Genomic DNA, 15688 nt, shown 5'->3' on the forward strand with positions numbered 1-15688 from the left:
TTGCTGATATTCCGAAAGCCGCTGGCGTTCGGAATATCAGCAACTTACAAATCCTCAATCCAATAAACCTTTCTAAGGTATCCTATCTTCTCCCAATCGCCGATATCCTACAAATTACAAACATCTCAGTTCAGACATTTATCTTTGCAGCCCTTTAAATTTCAGATTACATGACCATTTCTTATAATTGGCTTAGCGAATATTTGCCCCAGACCATTGCACCCGAAGAATTGTCTAAAATTTTGACCTCCATTGGTTTGGAAGTAGAAAGTATGGAAAAATACGAAAGTATTAAAGGTGGACTGAAGGGTTTAGTGATAGGCGAAGTATTGACCTGTGAGCAACATCCGAATGCAGATAAACTGAAAAAAACTACTGTAAACATTGGCGGTAATGAGCCTTTACAAATTGTATGTGGTGCATCCAATGTAGCTACCGGTCAAAAGGTAGTTGTAGCACCTGTAGGCACTACCATTTATCCAACATCTGGCGAGCCAATAACCATGAAAGTTGCTAAAATCAGAGGTGTGGAAAGCTATGGAATGATTTGCGCCGAAGATGAAATAGGCATAGGCGAAAGTCATTCAGGCATTATGATCCTTCGCAATGATGCACAACCTGGAACACCTGCTTTTGAATATTTCAACACTTATAATGATGTCATTTATGAAATAGGTCTCACGCCCAACCGCATGGATGCAATGAGCCATATCGGGGTAGCAAAAGATGTATGTGCGTATTTATCTTATCATAAAGGGCAGGAAATCAAACCTGTTTTGCCTTACAACAATGAATTAATACCGGATAATCTTGATTTGCCTATATCTGTTACCATCGAAAACGAAGAAGCCTGTCAGCGGTATGCAGGTGTAAGTATTAGTAATGTGCAGGTAAAGCCATCGCCTGAATGGCTGCAAAACAGGTTAAAAGCAATTGGGATCCGCGCTATCAACAATATCGTGGATATTACCAATTTCATTCTTCACGAAACGGGTCAGCCGCTCCATGCTTTTGATGCAGATGCGATAACAGGCAATCAGGTGATTATAAAGAACCTGCCGCAAGGCACGCCTTTTATCACCCTGGATGGCAAAGAAAGAAAACTTAATGCGGCCGACCTGATGATTTGCAATGCCCAAACGGGCATGTGTATCGCGGGTGTATTTGGCGGCGCCGAAAGTGGTGTAAAAGAAAGCACCACTAATATTTTTCTCGAAAGTGCCTGGTTCAATCCCGTTAGCATCCGCAAAACGTCTTTTACACATGGCTTGCGCACCGATGCAGCTACCCGATTTGAAAAAGGCGTTGATATTTCCAATACGGTAAATGTATTGAAGCGTGCAGCTTTACTCATAAAAGAACTTGCTGGTGGCAGCATAAGTAGCGATGTGGTAGATGTGTATCCTCATCCGCAACCAAAAACAATTGTAACGCTTACGTATAGCTTCTTAAAAAAGTTAAGCGGCAAACAATATTCACCCACAGAAGTTAAAACAATTTTGACAGCTTTGGGCTTTGAAGTGGTGCTGGAAAATGAGATTGAGCTTACACTCGCTGTTCCCTTCAGTAAGCCTGATATTAGCCTGCCTGCAGATATTGTAGAAGAAATTGTGCGCATTGATGGCTTGGATAATATTGCCATTCCAACAGCCATCACTATCTCTCCTGCAATAGAAACCATTGGTTTTAAAGAAGCATTGAAAGATAAGCTTGCACAGTATCTCACTGGTTTGGGTTTTATAGAAATAATGACCAACTCTATTACTAACAGCAGCTATTTTAATGAAGCAACACTGGCGCATACAGTAAAAATGATCAATAATCTCAGCGCCGATTTAAATGTAATGCGTCCTTCGATGCTGGAAACCGGTTTGGAAGCAATTGGATATAACCTCAATCGTAAAAACAACAACCTCCGGTTCTTTGAATTCGGCAAAACTTATTTTACCAGCGAACTTGGTCATTATAAAGAGGAAGAACATTTGTGCCTCTATGCCACGGGGCAAACCGGTGAAGATGAGTGGAATGGAAAAGGAAAGGCATTTGATTTTTTTGACGTTAAAGGTTTTGTTGCAGCGGTGCTCACCACTGCCGGTATCAAACATATTTCCTTTGATAAAAAGGAATCGGAAAATAGTATTTCTTTGAATGTCTTTTCAGGCAAAAACAACGTAGGTACCGTTTCCTATTTATTACCGAAACAACTCAAACAGTTCGACATTAAACAGCCGGTTTGCTTTGCAGATATTTCTTTCGACAAACTGATACAGGCAGTGCAGGCAAAAAAGATAGCATACGAAGAAGTGTCCCGCTTCCCATCAGTGCAGCGCGATTTGTCCATTATCGTAAATAAGCGTGTTACGTATGCTGATGTACAAAATGTTGTAAACAAATTAAAGCTGCAAAAGCTCACCAACATGCGTTTATTTGATGTGTTTGAAAGCGATAAGTTAGGTATTGGCAAAAAATCTTTCGCCATTAGCTTTACCTTTATGGATGAAGAAAAAACACTGACTGATAAAGAAATAGAAGCAGCAGTTAACAAAATTATACAGGTTTTAGAAAAGGATTTAGAAGCAGAAATACGCAAGCAGTAGATTTCGATTATAAATATTTATTTTTGTATTTGCTACAAACCCGCGCTATCGTGGCGCTTTAAAGTGCCAAGGAAAGTCCGGACAGCACAGGGCAACCCACCGGTGAACAGCCGGCTGTCTTGCTCAAGGCGAGATAAGAGATAGTGCCACAGAAAATAACTGTGGTCCCTCCTTAAGCGGGACCATGAGGGTGAAAATGTGAGGTAAGAGCTCACAGCTTTGTACAGTAATGTGCAAAGCGGGCAAACCTTGGGTGCTGTAATGCCATGTAAAGGCTCGCCAGCAGGGCGGCCCGCCCGATGAGCCAGGGTAGGCAGCTACATCGCGGCAGTAATGCCGGGAGCAGATAAATGATAGTGTAAAAACAGAATCCGGCTTACGAGGTTTGTAGCTTTTTTTTGTTGGTGTAGAAAATAAAACCCGCTTTACTGTTTTACGTATTCCAGCGGTGCTGCCATCATCCCATCTGATGTTTTTTATAGTTAATGCTTCTTCTTTTTAAAGCTACGCTTCACATTCAATATCTTTTCCGGCTTTCATTAAACCTCGCTTTCCTATTTACTATTTATACATTATACATAAAAAATTTCTATTTCTTATCCTTCCTGTTTTATAAACCCGCAATTTTAAGATTCTGTTTAACGGGTGTTAGTTTATGGGTACAGTTTTTTCTATACATGGATATTCCTATAACAATTTAAAACATAAATTTTATGGAACAGAACACTCGTAACAGACGTTCTTTCTCTAACGAAGGAAATTATGATCAGAACCGAAACCGCTACAATCAAAGCGGCTATGGCAACAACAGAAATTTCAACTCCGATTATGGCGATAATTGGAATAGCAGCAGAAATTACGGCAATAGCGGCCGCAGCAATTACGGACAGGATTATGGCGACTATGACAGAAACCGTATGAACCAGGACAGAGATTTCGACCGCTGGAACGATGATAATAATTCGTTTTATGGCAATAGGGGCAACAATTACGGCAAATCGGGCAGCTACAGCGATTGGGACTTTCAAAACGGTAGAAACGGAAGCCGCGATTTTGACAACTTCAGCAATGATTACAACAACCGCAACACCGGCGGAAACTACGGACAAATGTATGGCAGCGGCTTCGATTATGACCATGGCTATGGCGAAGGCACACATAATTTCAGACAAGGTAATTATGATAACCGCTATGGCTCGCAGGATTATGGCCGCTATAACCGATCGCAAGACTATGGCCACAACCGCAATTGGGACAACGATAATCGCAGCAACTGGAATGATAGAAATGACCGTAACTGGTGGGATAAAACAAAAGATGAAGTAGCATCGTGGTTTGGTGACGATGATGCCGAACGCCGCCGCAGGATGGATGAAAGAAGGGAAAATAATTATCGCGGAAAAGGTCCAAAAAATTACACCCGCTCCTCAGACAGAATAAAGGAAGATGTAAACGACCGCCTGAGCGACGCGTGGGATATTGATGCCTCAGATATTGACGTAAGCGTGGATGGAAATGAAGTAACACTTAGCGGTACAGTACCTTCCAAACAGCAAAAACGCCGTGCCGAAGACATTGCCGAATCAGTAAGTGGTGTACACAACGTACAAAATAATCTGCGCGTAAAACAGCAAGAGTTCAATCAGCGCAACGATTGGAACCCCAGTGGTTCATCCACAAGCGGAAGTTCATATTCCGGTACTAATACGGGCACAACTACCGGCAGTTCTTCCACTACGGGAACTACAGGTACAACCAGCAGCCCATCCAACCAGGTAAAAATAGAAAAATCAAGTGCCAGCTAAATTTGCATTGGAGCTTTAAACAAAAAGGTCACGACTTAGCCAATAAGTTGTGACCTTTTTGTTTGAATGGAGGTTCATGAAATTAGTGAAATAAAGGGGATTATCGAGAATAAAATAATTGTATAAATTTTAAAAAACCTGCGCGTCCCGGTGCCTTCAGTTTAATGATCCTACCCATTCAAAAGCTCCTTCTGTTTCCCGCTTCATCATCATCAAACTTTATCAAAACCGCACAACTCCCGCACCGGCATCGCTCTTATCTTTGCGGTCTTAAACATTGCATTTGCCATGAATAAAGAAGTTTGTATTGTATCGGCAGTTCGCACGCCTATTGGCAGTTTTGGCGGCAGTCTTAAAGATTTTTCAGCTACGCAGTTAGGTGCTGTTGCCATTAAAGCAGCCATAGAAAAAGCAGGCATTCAGCCACAGCAGGTTCAGGAGGTGATAATGGGCTGTGTGCTGCAGGCAAATTTGGGCCAAGCGCCGGCACGCCAGGCCTCTATGCAGGCGGGCTTGCCCGAAAACGTAATTGCTACTACTGTAAATAAAGTGTGTGCCAGTGGCATGAAAGCAGTTGCCATTGCAGCGCAAAGCATTGCGCTGGGTGATGCAGATATAATTGTTGCCGGCGGTATGGAAAGTATGAGCAACGTGCCGTATTATAACCCTTCGCAACGCTGGGGCAACAAATACGGCAACGTGCAACTAATTGATGGTTTGGCAAAAGATGGTTTGACCGATGTATATAATAATTATGCAATGGGCAATGCCGCCGAACTATGTGCGCAGGAGTGTAATATCAGTCGCGGTGAACAGGATGCTTTTGCAATTGAAAGTTATAAAAGAAGTCAGCAAGCATGGGAAAATGGTGCTTTTCTGGATGAAATAGTACCACTTACTGTTCCTCAGCGGAAAGGAGAACCGTTGGTAATTGCAAAAGATGAAGAGCCTTATAACGTAAAGTTTAATAAAATACCCGAATTAAAACCGGCCTTTGTAAAAGAAGGCACTGTAACTGCTGCTAATGCCAGCACTATGAATGATGGTGCAGCTGCGCTGGTACTGATGAGCAGGAATAAGGCAAACGAATTAGGCCTACAACCATTAGCTATTATTCGCAGCTATGCCGATGCAGAGCAGGCGCCGGAATGGTTTACCACTTCGCCTTCGCTTGCAATGCCCAAAGCAGTAAGTAAAGCCGGGCTGAGAATGAGCGATGTTGATTTTTTTGAATTGAACGAAGCTTTCTCGGTAGTAGGTATCGCCAATATTCAAAAAATGAATCTTGATCCCCAAAAAGTGAATGTGCATGGCGGAGCCGTATCCTTAGGTCATCCGTTAGGCTGCAGCGGAGCGCGCATTTTGGTTACTCTTATTAATGTTTTGAAACAAAATAATGCTAAGCTGGGTGCTGCAGGTATTTGTAATGGTGGTGGTGGCGCCAGTGCCATGGTGATAGAGGTGATGTAGTTATTGTGAACGGTGAATTTGCGAGTGGTGATTGAAGTAAACCCGGAAAATTACGTAAGTTCCAATTTTTACTCCCCTTTCGTATTCACAATCAGCAGCTCTCCGGTCACTATTCACAGCTCACCACACACTACATCATTGACAATTAACAGCTAACAATAAACAATCTCTTAAGAAAACTTTGTATGCTTTCGTTTTGACAGGTAATTTATAATGGTACATTTGCTCACCTTAAGCTAAAATTATGGGTTGGGTTCTCTTTATTATTGGTACGTTAGGCTGGCACATTGGCATGTATGGCATGTTTAAGAAAGCAGGTATTACGCCATGGAAAGCGTTCATTCCATTTTACAACACCTGGTGTATAGTAGAAAAATGTAAAATTCCAAAAGTGTGGTTCTGGCTACAGTTGATACCGATTGCCGGACAGTTTGTTACCATCTGGATTACCATCATTTTTGTAATGCACTTTGGTAAATTTACCGTTATTGACCATGCACTTACCGTTTTTCTGCCATTTATCTATTTTCCCTATTTAGGCTTTTCAAAAGAAAGATACAAAGGGCACGAAATAATGAAGCTGTACAAAAAGCCAGCTTCGCGCGAATGGATTGATGCCGCCGTTTTTGCCATAGTTGCTGCTACCCTTATCCGCACCTTTATTTTTGAGGCATATGTGATCCCCACCGGCAGTATGGAGCGAACTTTACTGGTTAATGACTTTCTTTTTGTAAACAAAATGAGTTACGGACCCCGTATTCCGCAAACGCCGCTGAGCTTTCCATTTGTGCACAATACCATGCCTTTCTCGCAAACCACACCTTCTTACCTTACCTGGATCCAATTGCCTTACAAACGGCTGCCGGGCTTTACCGAAGTAAAGCGTTATGATGTGGTAGTGTTTAATTTTCCTGCCGGTGACACTATTATCAACGAACCTGGCTATATGAGCGAGAACCCGTATTACGATGTGCTGCGCAAAAACTACGGTGGCAACCGCGACCGGCTTCGTTCGGAACATGACATTATTGTACACCCGATGGATAAAACCGACAACTATATAAAAAGGTGTGTAGGTGTGTCCGGCGATATTTTGCAGGTAAAAAATGGTGAATTATATATAAATAATAAGAAGGCCTACCATCCGCCTACCGCTATGATAGATTATAAAGTCATTACCGACGGTACGCCCCTGTCGCTGGATTTCCTGCAAAATGAATTGAACTATCAGTTTACAGAAGAGGAAACAGCTTACGATAAGGATGGAAATTATTACACAGCAAACGGCAACACCTATTTTTTGAATCTTACGCCTGAAGGCGCAGAAAAAGTGAGGCATCAGCCACATGTAAAAGAAGTAACGATGTACAATGAGGTGGAAGAAAACCCGGATGTTTTTCCGTATGATACTACCCTTTTTCACTGGAACAGAGATAATTATGGTCCTATTACTATTCCTGCAAAAGGCGCTACTATTACACTATCGCCGCAGAATATTGAACTGTACCGGAGAGTTATTAGTGTGTACGAACATAATACGTTAGTAGAAAACGGCAATTCTTATACAATAAACGGCAAGCCTGCTACTACTTACACTTTCAAATATAATTATTACTGGATGATGGGTGATAACCGCCATCGCAGCCAGGACAGCCGCTATTGGGGCTTTGTACCGGAAACTAATATCGTAGGTAAAGCATCATTAATATGGTTTAGCTGGGATAAAGGTCCGCGTTGGAACCGCATTTTTAAGGTAATCCAATAATGGAAGCTAATGGTAATCAGAGATTTCGGTTTTCAATTTGAGGAGTATAGTTCGGCTGCTCAGCTTTCGGGGCAGGATAAATTGTTACTGCAAAAAGCGAGCGAGGCTACTAAAAGTGCATACGCCCCTTATTCCCAATTTTTAGTTGGTGCTGCTGCCCTGCTTGCTAATAATGAAATTGTAACTGGCAGTAACCAGGAAAATGCCAGCTTTCCGGCGGGTATTTGTGCCGAAAGAGCTTTGCTTGCATCTGCGGCGCAGCTCTTTCCTAATGTAGCTGTTAAAGTGATGGCAGTTACTTACCATCATTTAAAAGGTAGCAGTGACACGCCGGTTACACCTTGCGGACTTTGCCGGCAGGTAATGACAGAATATGAATTAAGAATGGATATGCCCATGCGATTGATACTGAGTGGCACTACCGGCCCTGTGTTTGTTATTCCTTCTATTGCCATGCTACTCCCCTTAGCTTTTCAGTTGGGAGTTACGGAGTAAAGTACTACTTAACATAATTTTTATTACCAAACATTTCTGGGGCACCAATCGCCCCAGTTATTGCCAATCAAAAATCCAATCAAAATTTCATGGCTTCCACCGGTCACCGGCTTTAAGGCAGAAGTAGTTTGATCGTAAGCATAGCTAATATTAAAGGTATTATTGATATTTAAACCCAACATCGCTGCATAACCGTCTTTATACCGGTATGAGGCGCCTATCCATAGAAAATCCCTATACTGGCATTTCGCATTAAAATCGTAGCTAACCACTCCCGGTTGCAGGTATTTAATCATAATACCTGGCAAAAAATTGATGTCTTCTGTAAGTAAGAAACGATAGCCTGACGTAAAAAACAGGTGTGGAACTAACCTGCCTGATTGTTTTTTTACGGTATCATCATCAAAAGCAAAACTTGCCGGAACAATATTTTGCGCTGCTATGCCTGTAAAAAAGTGAGCCGAATACAACCACAATCCGGCATTAATATCTGGTTTCCAGGTATGCAAAGTGCCTGTCCCGGCAATAGCCGGGTCTATTCCAGTATTTTGACCAAAATACAACTTATTGGTATTCAGACTCATATTCTGAATGCCGGCTGAAATGCCACCGCTGATACTCATTTTTTGTGTTAACGGCAAATGATACGCATAAGCTGCTGTAAAGGAAAACCGGTTGAGTGGACCGGTTTTATCGTTTAAAATAGTTACACCAACTCCGGCGTGTGGATCTGTAGCAGTGTAATCATTCCAATATTGCTCTCCGCGTGGGTTCTCTCCGACTGGATGAAAACTGGTCGGGCTCTCCCGCTTTTCCGTGCTTTTATGTACTGGACCTTGTATAGTAATATATGTAGTAATGGGCGCTCCGTCAATGCCCATCCACTGGTGCCGGTGGCTCACTTTTATATCAGTATAATTTTCAATACCCGCTACTGCCGGGTTGATAATATAAGTATTGAGAACATATTGGGTATAATAAGGTCGTTGTTGCGCGGAAGTAATGGTGCAATTGGCAAAAAGGGCAATTATAATAAGCAGTCGCATGAATACAAATTAATATTTTATCCTTAATAGCAGGCGCTATTTGTTTTTTCGGACACATACTTGTAAAATAATCTTTAATAATTGTCTTCTTATCTATTTTATACAATTGGATATTTAAATTAATTGATGATCAATCATTTAATATAATTTAAAGTTTACTAAAGTATTTAAGTTCATTTAATAAGTATTAAGGTTGTTTTAAATGTTTAAGTATGCTTTAAAAATTAATGTGAATGATATAATTAGTTGTAAATAAGCATTATATTATAAGATATGGAACTAATGAAGTTAGTATAAAATTATATCCAACTTAGCATATAATAGCTAATTAAATTAGTTATGTATATTATATGAATTTCTTGCCTCTAACAGGTTTTAAGTGGATATAAATGATGAAGTATAACTTATATTGATTTGGAAGTGAACACAGGCTGAAACTACCGGTATTCTAAACATGCCTTTTATAGTTGTAAGCAGGGCAACAAGTTTTCTTACTGGCAAAGCGAAGCAGCTTATGCTAAATCTTAAATCAATATGGATGGCTTAATTGGATTTTACTACTATGCCCAGGTTGTTTTGTTTTATTTGTAAGGACATAATGCAGACTTGTGCTTCAGCAGGCTTAGGACACTTGTAGATTGAACCTCATAACACAGGGGAAGGTGCAAAGATTAAATTGATGTCAGAAGCTTTCATTGAACGCTAATTTAATCGAGCTGCAGTTAAAAAACAGCTTTGCTGCTTATAAGGAGATGCTAGAAAAAAGAATATCACTGTTAAGTAAACTGAAATAGGCTTTATTAACCCAAAACTTCAGCTTAATGTATCAAAGAAATGGAACATACGAAACAGCAAAATATCACCCTTTTGGGATTAAAGATGTGCTAATTGGTAAAGCGATGTAATAATTTCATCTGTTTTGTAGATTAGGGCGCCTGAAGCGGTAACAGGATTAACAAATTGATATGGAACTGAAATTACAGGCTTTTTTTCTATATATCCCTATCAACAAATTTTTATTTCTTCCCTTACTGTAGTGAAGTATTATATCATTCAGCAAAAGAATTGACTAATGATAAACAATATATTTTTAATAAAGTTGAAATAAAACGTTTGCGGCAGCGCCTGATGGAAATGAACGCTCTATTCTTGCAGAGTTAAATATTTTGCAGGAGACGGATGTATATGTCTATGCTTACAAAGACCATTTGCTGTCAAGAACTCCTTCTAAAATGCTTCACTCAAATCTGCATTGGTTTCTCCGCTCTTCCCCCATAAAAGCTGATAGCTACAAACATCTTAACATAAGAAAAATTATTCAATATAAATAGCAAGTGGAAACCGAGAAACAGTTACTGTAGTTTACCCTGGAGATACTTATCCAATTCATCCGGCTCGGCATTGATGGCTATGATATTTTGATTGCCGTCAAGCAAATAGGTGTTGGGGATAAAACTTACGCCCCAGTTATTAGCAGTATTGCCTTGCTGGTCTATCACGTGCAGCCATTTAGTGCCATCCTCAAATAAAGCGCGTTTCCAGGCATTCGCGTTTTCGTCCAGCGAAATACTGTAAATTTCCAATCCTTTAGCATGGTACTTACTATACAACTTTTTCAATCCCGGCATGGCGCGGCGGCAAGGACCGCACCAACTTGCCCAAAAGTCAATCAGCACATATCTGTTACTTTTAAGAGACGAAGAAAGTGCCACGCTATCGCCTTTGGTATTTGGCAAAAGAATTTCTGGAGCCTTCTGCCCTTCGTGCATAGACTGTGCAAATGAACTATTGCAAATGGCTGTAAACAGCAGTACAACAATAAAGATGCGGAATAACCTAACCATGAGTTTGTTTGAAAATTATCTTATAAAAGCTTCAACCTGCAAAAGGACAATCTGCTGCAGGTTGAAGATACAATATTTACTACTTTATTATTGCACTGGAGTCATTTTGGTACGGTCGTATTGGCAACATTCTTCCAGATTTTTGTAAGCCGCATCCGGTGCCTTTACATCGCGCGTGTCGTGACCAACCGATGCAATTTTCTTCTCAATAGCCAGCAGACTCGTTTTTGCATCATCGTATTTTACAGCTAAAATCTGGGTTTCATCGCTCCAGTTTGCCGAGATAGCACCGGCATCCATAGCCGCTTTTTCAATACGTTTTTTGCAACTGCCGCAATTGCCGTTTACTTTTACACTATCAGTATTTTCATTTGCAAACGCACTCAATCCAAAAACAGTCAACAAGGTAAACAGAACAAGTCGTTTCATATAAATCTTTGTATTTTGTAAATATTTCAGAATAAATAAACTAAAATCAATTAATTATAGCACTTTTCTTCTTACAAAAATACCCTACGTACTACAAAAAGGTGAAAATGTAATTGTTAAATAATCAGTTTACAAAGCTCCACCAAACGCCAAACCGCAGCCAGAAAGCATTTTGGGGGTAATTCGGCGCTACAAAATTGTAATGGGTAAAGCCAACTGACTTACCATTTCTATCCAATGTATTTAAATTCTCCGCACGCACAAAGCCTTTAAAACTCTTAATCCGGAAATTTAGATAAGCATTGACATCAGGGCGGTTATTGATCGTAATATCATTCTGATAGAAAAATTGTCCGGTAAGTGGGGAGTAATTATCTGCTTTGTAAGGTGTATAATACCGTATTTCGATGCCTGTAGAAAGGTCCAGATTTTTGAAGAAATTACCTTCAAAAGCAAAACGGTTACGCATGAATATTGCCGGCAAATGTACCGGCGGATTGCCGGGCGCCTGCTGAAAATGCACATCGGTGTACCATGCAAGATGTTTGGCAAGGCGAAAACGCTTATCCAAACCAATATCCAGTACATTGAACAAACCGGAATATTGATTGCTGGTCTGGAAAGAATCGTAATAAATATAATTGGTTACCGCATAATAATTACCCGTTAAATGCAACTGCAATGCCGGCAGATAAACGGCAGCAAACAGGCGTGAAATATTGGTTTTATTCAGGTTTTCTTTTGGCCTGACCGGAAAAGAACCGAAACCTTCGCTTACATACGTGGGCGATTTGTTTACGTTTTGAAAACCCACCTGCAACGAGCCTACTTTTTTACTCAGTTCGCGTTGCAGGCTAATGTAAGCACTGTAATCGCCGCTGGAGCCGCCGGTTACATACAATCGTCCGGCTGCTTCCAAATCCCATTTTTTGTTTTTGGTGCGGTTGCGATATTCTCCTACCAAATAAGTATTGTTGTAATGTGTAGGTCCTGTATTGGCAGAATCGTTGCTAAATGTACCCTGCAGAAGCTGCAAGGCCGCGCCTACTTTTAAAAACTGGGCTGTATTTTTTTTATCGGGATACGTATAAATGCTGAACTCATTGGTTAAGTCGTTCCATTTATCGCTAAAAAGGATGGAATCGCCCCTGGGGTGATAATTAAAATAAGTAGCGTAATCTAAAGAGTCCAGCGCCAGATCGTTGTACTTATACTCGTTAGTAGAATAGGTAAGCGTATGCTGAAACCGGAGCCTTGTATAAAAAAGACGCACCATCGTAGAATCATTGACCTGAAGGGAATCTTTTTGCCCAAAGTCATAAAAATGCCGCAAGAGAAATGTACCCTCGTCGTAGTTGGTGCCAATGGCAACATTGGTGCTAAACGGGTTTCTGCCCTGGTCGCTAAGGGCAGTCCCCAATCTTGTATAAGCACCAAACGGGTCGCCAAGCGATAAGTTTTTCAGATCATCCGGATTTTGCAGTCCGCCGTTCTCGCTCGATTTAAGCCGGTTCTTTATATAAATGAAGGATAAACCATAGCGTTTGTTTTCGGTTTGATAAGATCCGCTCACCCGCAAACCCGAATGCGCCGTATTTTGATTTTTAAAGGCACCCGGCGAGTTGATAAGCCGGTAATCAAATGTAAAATTAAACCTGCCCTGCTTTCGTGTTTGCGTATGCAGCAAGCCAATTACCTGCTCCGAATTACTGCCAAGCAAATAAGCCAGTTCTGTATAGGGCCGCGTGGAGGTATAAAACTTAGTGCCGTCAATGGTGTAACGGTAAATATCGTAAGAATGAAAACCGGCATCAAAACCGGGTTTCATATCAGGATTAAAAATGAAAGAACGCGCAGCAGTTCCATTATTCCCTAAATCAATATAATAATAAGGTACCGGAAAGCGCGTGTAAAAATCGGAAACGGAAGAATCTAATTTATTTACCCGGCTAGAATCGTAATAACGATAGCTGATGGTAATAGAATCTTCGTTTGGATCGCGATGCTGTAGCGAATCTTTACCGCCGCTGCTGTTTTGCATGCCGCCGCTTAATCCTCTCAGCCGCTGCGAAATATCCCTTTGCGCACCGGCTTGCTTGCTGATGAATACCAACATCAGCAAAGCAGCACCATAGAGTATTTTATGAGTTATAAATATGCGCAAAGCGGTACAAAGCTGCAAAGTAAACGGAAAGCTGTGAATGAAACGATAAAAGGCTTTGTTGACCACAGATTAAACTCATGGTTTTTGATCGCAGATTGAGCTGACAAATAGTTTGATCTCCTCACAGATTTGATACTGATGGGGCTGATAATGCGGAGCAACTTAACAATCCTAAAAGTTTATAATAGATGATTCACCATTCACCATATTTATTCCGCCACAATCTGCCCGTCGCGCATGTGCAATACGCGGTCGCTCATGCCTGCAAGCTCTTCGTTGTGGGTTACTATGAGAAAAGTTTGATTAAACTGATCGCGCAGCTCTACAAACAAGTGGTGCAGTTCTTTGGCATTCGTACTATCCAGGTTGCCGGTTGGTTCATCGGCAAATACAATAGAAGGATTGTTAATCAAAGCTCTTGCCACTGCCACGCGTTGCTGCTCGCCGCCACTTAAGGCTTGCGGCTTATTATCAAGCCGTTTACCAAGGTTAAGCGTTTGTAACAGTTTAATGGCTTGCTGTTCGGTTTCCTTTCTTTTGCGTCCGGCAATCCAGCCCGGAATACACACATTTTCCAGTGCTGTAAACTCCGGCAGTAAATGGTGAAACTGAAATACAAAACCAATGTATTTATTGCGAAAAGCAGCGAGTGCTTTGCCCTTAAGCGTATGCAATGCCGTATTATTCAGATAAATTTCACCACTATCGGGCGTATCTAAGGTGCCGAGTATATGCAGCAGCGTACTTTTGCCCGCACCCGACGAGCCAATGATAGAAGCGATCTCCTTTTTATTGATCTGCAAGCTCACGCCTTTAAGTACATCTAAAACGCCGTAAGCTTTATGAATTTCTTTTGCAACCAGCATAGATTTGCAAACGTATTGAATAAATAAACTTTATACAATTATTTACATGCAGGTGATAAAGCTACATTTGGAAATACCATTTGAACTGCTACATTTGCAAAAATTTTAAAACGGCTGTTATGTTCTGGACACTCGAATTAGCAAGTTACCTCGAAGATGCACCTTGGCCTGCAACCAAAGACGAACTAATTGACTACGCCATCCGTTCCGGAGCACCCATCGAAGTGGTAGAAAACCTACAGGAACTCGAAGATGAAGGCGAAGTGTATGAAAGCATCGAGGATATTTGGCCCGATTATCCAAGTCAGGAAGACTTCATGTTTAACGAAGATGAGTATTAAGTCATTCTTTTTTATAAAAGAGCAAAAGCTATCCTTTTGGATAGCTTTTTTGTTTTTAGGTATCAAGCAGTAGTGCCATTATGGAGTTTTGGGTGTAGCCTGTGGCGCTACAAGCGCTATCACTCCTTTCAACACCTGTACGTACTTCTGCAAGACTTACCACTTTACACTTTACCAACGCTGGAAGGGTTTCATACCCGGTCATCGGTATCAGAGTGTATTCAGGCATTTTGTCAATCAAAACTTTTCTCCTATTGCGTATTCATAAAACTATAATAAATCTTTATCAATCGTCCAACCCTTTTCCTGCCAGCATTTGCGCTATGCTTTTTTCAATTCTCAACATTCGGGTTTTGGGTTGTTTAGGTTGTGAAAAGTAAAGGAGGTAGCCCCTTTGTCGCCCAGGTGTCAAACGCTCAAAAGCGGTTTTCAATGCTTTGTTCTCATCCAATCTCTTCTGAAATTCTTCCGGTATGTTATATTCCGTTGTTTTTTTGAAAGCAACTTTCAATCCCGCTTTTTCCACTTCCATAGCTTCATAAATATATGCTTTCAAAATAGTTGCTTTCTCCTCAATTTCTGCAAGATTTTTAAACCTGATTTGCCTTGCAGCCTGAACATATTCTGTTTGTTGTATTAGAATATTATGACCATCTGCCAATAAAGCCCCTTTGTGGAAGAGAAGCGCGCAGTATTCCTTAAATCCATGAATTAATACGATGTTGCTCTTCTGAAAGGTGTAACAAGGAACTCCCCATTTCAATTCTTCGGTTAAACCACAATCAAGGACAATCGTTCTTAATGTTGCATATTCTTCCTGCCAGTTTGTTTCTTTATTAAAAAACCAATCAACTTTTGGGTTCATA

General features: G+C 40.9%; 12 protein-coding genes and 1 other RNA gene. 7 read left to right on the forward strand and 6 right to left on the reverse strand.

Features of this window, described 5'->3' with window-relative positions; translation table 11 throughout:
• Positions 1–170: 170 nt before the first annotated feature.
• The 6 genes from pheT to FC093_RS09790 all read left to right on the forward strand — a co-directional run bounded on the left by pheT (position 171) and on the right by FC093_RS09790 (position 8132).
• Positions 171–2597: a phenylalanine--tRNA ligase subunit beta gene (pheT, locus tag FC093_RS09765; protein ID WP_137261589.1), complete on the forward strand. Its 2427-nt coding sequence runs from the start codon at positions 171–173 to the stop codon at positions 2595–2597.
• A gap of 32 nt (positions 2598–2629) precedes the next feature.
• Positions 2630–2992: RNase P RNA component class A (gene rnpB, locus FC093_RS09770), an RNA gene on the forward strand.
• Positions 2993–3310: 318 nt separating this feature from the next.
• Positions 3311–4402 (forward strand): BON domain-containing protein, encoded by a 1092-nt coding sequence (locus tag FC093_RS24035; RefSeq protein ID WP_206106544.1) that lies wholly within the window; start codon positions 3311–3313, stop codon positions 4400–4402.
• A 288-nt stretch (positions 4403–4690) separates the two neighbouring features.
• The gene (locus tag FC093_RS09780) at positions 4691–5872 is read left to right on the forward strand and encodes an acetyl-CoA C-acyltransferase (protein WP_137261590.1); all 1182 of its coding nucleotides are present in this window, start codon (positions 4691–4693) and stop codon (positions 5870–5872) included.
• A gap of 244 nt (positions 5873–6116) precedes the next feature.
• A complete protein-coding gene (gene lepB, locus FC093_RS09785) occupies positions 6117–7637 on the forward strand; it encodes a signal peptidase I (protein ID WP_137261591.1) in 1521 nt (506 codons plus the stop codon).
• Positions 7638–7646: 9 nt separating this feature from the next.
• Positions 7647–8132 (forward strand): cytidine deaminase, encoded by a 486-nt coding sequence (locus FC093_RS09790; RefSeq protein ID WP_137261592.1) that lies wholly within the window; start codon positions 7647–7649, stop codon positions 8130–8132.
• A gap of 23 nt (positions 8133–8155) precedes the next feature.
• On the opposite strand, the gene FC093_RS09795 is transcribed toward FC093_RS09790, so the two are convergent.
• The 5 genes from FC093_RS09795 to FC093_RS09815 all read right to left on the reverse strand — a co-directional run bounded on the left by FC093_RS09795 (position 8156) and on the right by FC093_RS09815 (position 14481).
• Positions 8156–9178, reverse strand: a complete 1023-nt coding sequence (locus FC093_RS09795) for a PorP/SprF family type IX secretion system membrane protein (protein ID WP_137261593.1) — start codon at positions 9176–9178, stop codon at positions 8156–8158.
• Positions 9179–10530: 1352 nt separating this feature from the next.
• Positions 10531–11022: a TlpA family protein disulfide reductase gene (locus FC093_RS09800; RefSeq protein ID WP_137261594.1), complete on the reverse strand. Its 492-nt coding sequence runs from the start codon at positions 11020–11022 to the stop codon at positions 10531–10533.
• A gap of 87 nt (positions 11023–11109) precedes the next feature.
• Positions 11110–11451, reverse strand: coding sequence for a heavy-metal-associated domain-containing protein (locus FC093_RS09805; protein WP_137261595.1), 342 nt, complete (start codon positions 11449–11451; stop codon positions 11110–11112).
• A gap of 124 nt (positions 11452–11575) precedes the next feature.
• Entirely contained in the window at positions 11576–13681 is a 2106-nt protein-coding gene (locus FC093_RS09810) for a putative porin (protein WP_137261596.1), read from the reverse strand.
• Between the two features lie 143 nt (positions 13682–13824).
• On the reverse strand, positions 13825–14481 hold the full coding sequence (locus FC093_RS09815; RefSeq protein ID WP_137261597.1) for an ABC transporter ATP-binding protein: 657 nt from the start codon (positions 14479–14481) through the stop codon (positions 13825–13827).
• A 119-nt stretch (positions 14482–14600) separates the two neighbouring features.
• Here FC093_RS09815 and FC093_RS09820 point away from each other — a divergent pair, with 119 nt between their 5' ends.
• Positions 14601–14822 (forward strand): DUF2795 domain-containing protein, encoded by a 222-nt coding sequence (locus FC093_RS09820; protein WP_076374923.1) that lies wholly within the window; start codon positions 14601–14603, stop codon positions 14820–14822.
• Between the two features lie 286 nt (positions 14823–15108).
• Here FC093_RS09820 and FC093_RS09825 read toward each other — a convergent pair whose 3' ends face one another.
• Positions 15109–15687: a YdeI/OmpD-associated family protein gene (locus FC093_RS09825; RefSeq protein ID WP_137261598.1), complete on the reverse strand. Its 579-nt coding sequence runs from the start codon at positions 15685–15687 to the stop codon at positions 15109–15111.
• Between the last annotated feature and the right edge of the window lies 1 nt (position 15688).

The organism is Ilyomonas limi (genome assembly GCF_005233845.1).
In the GTDB taxonomy this organism is placed as follows: Bacteria; Bacteroidota; Bacteroidia; order Chitinophagales; family Chitinophagaceae; genus Ilyomonas; species Ilyomonas limi.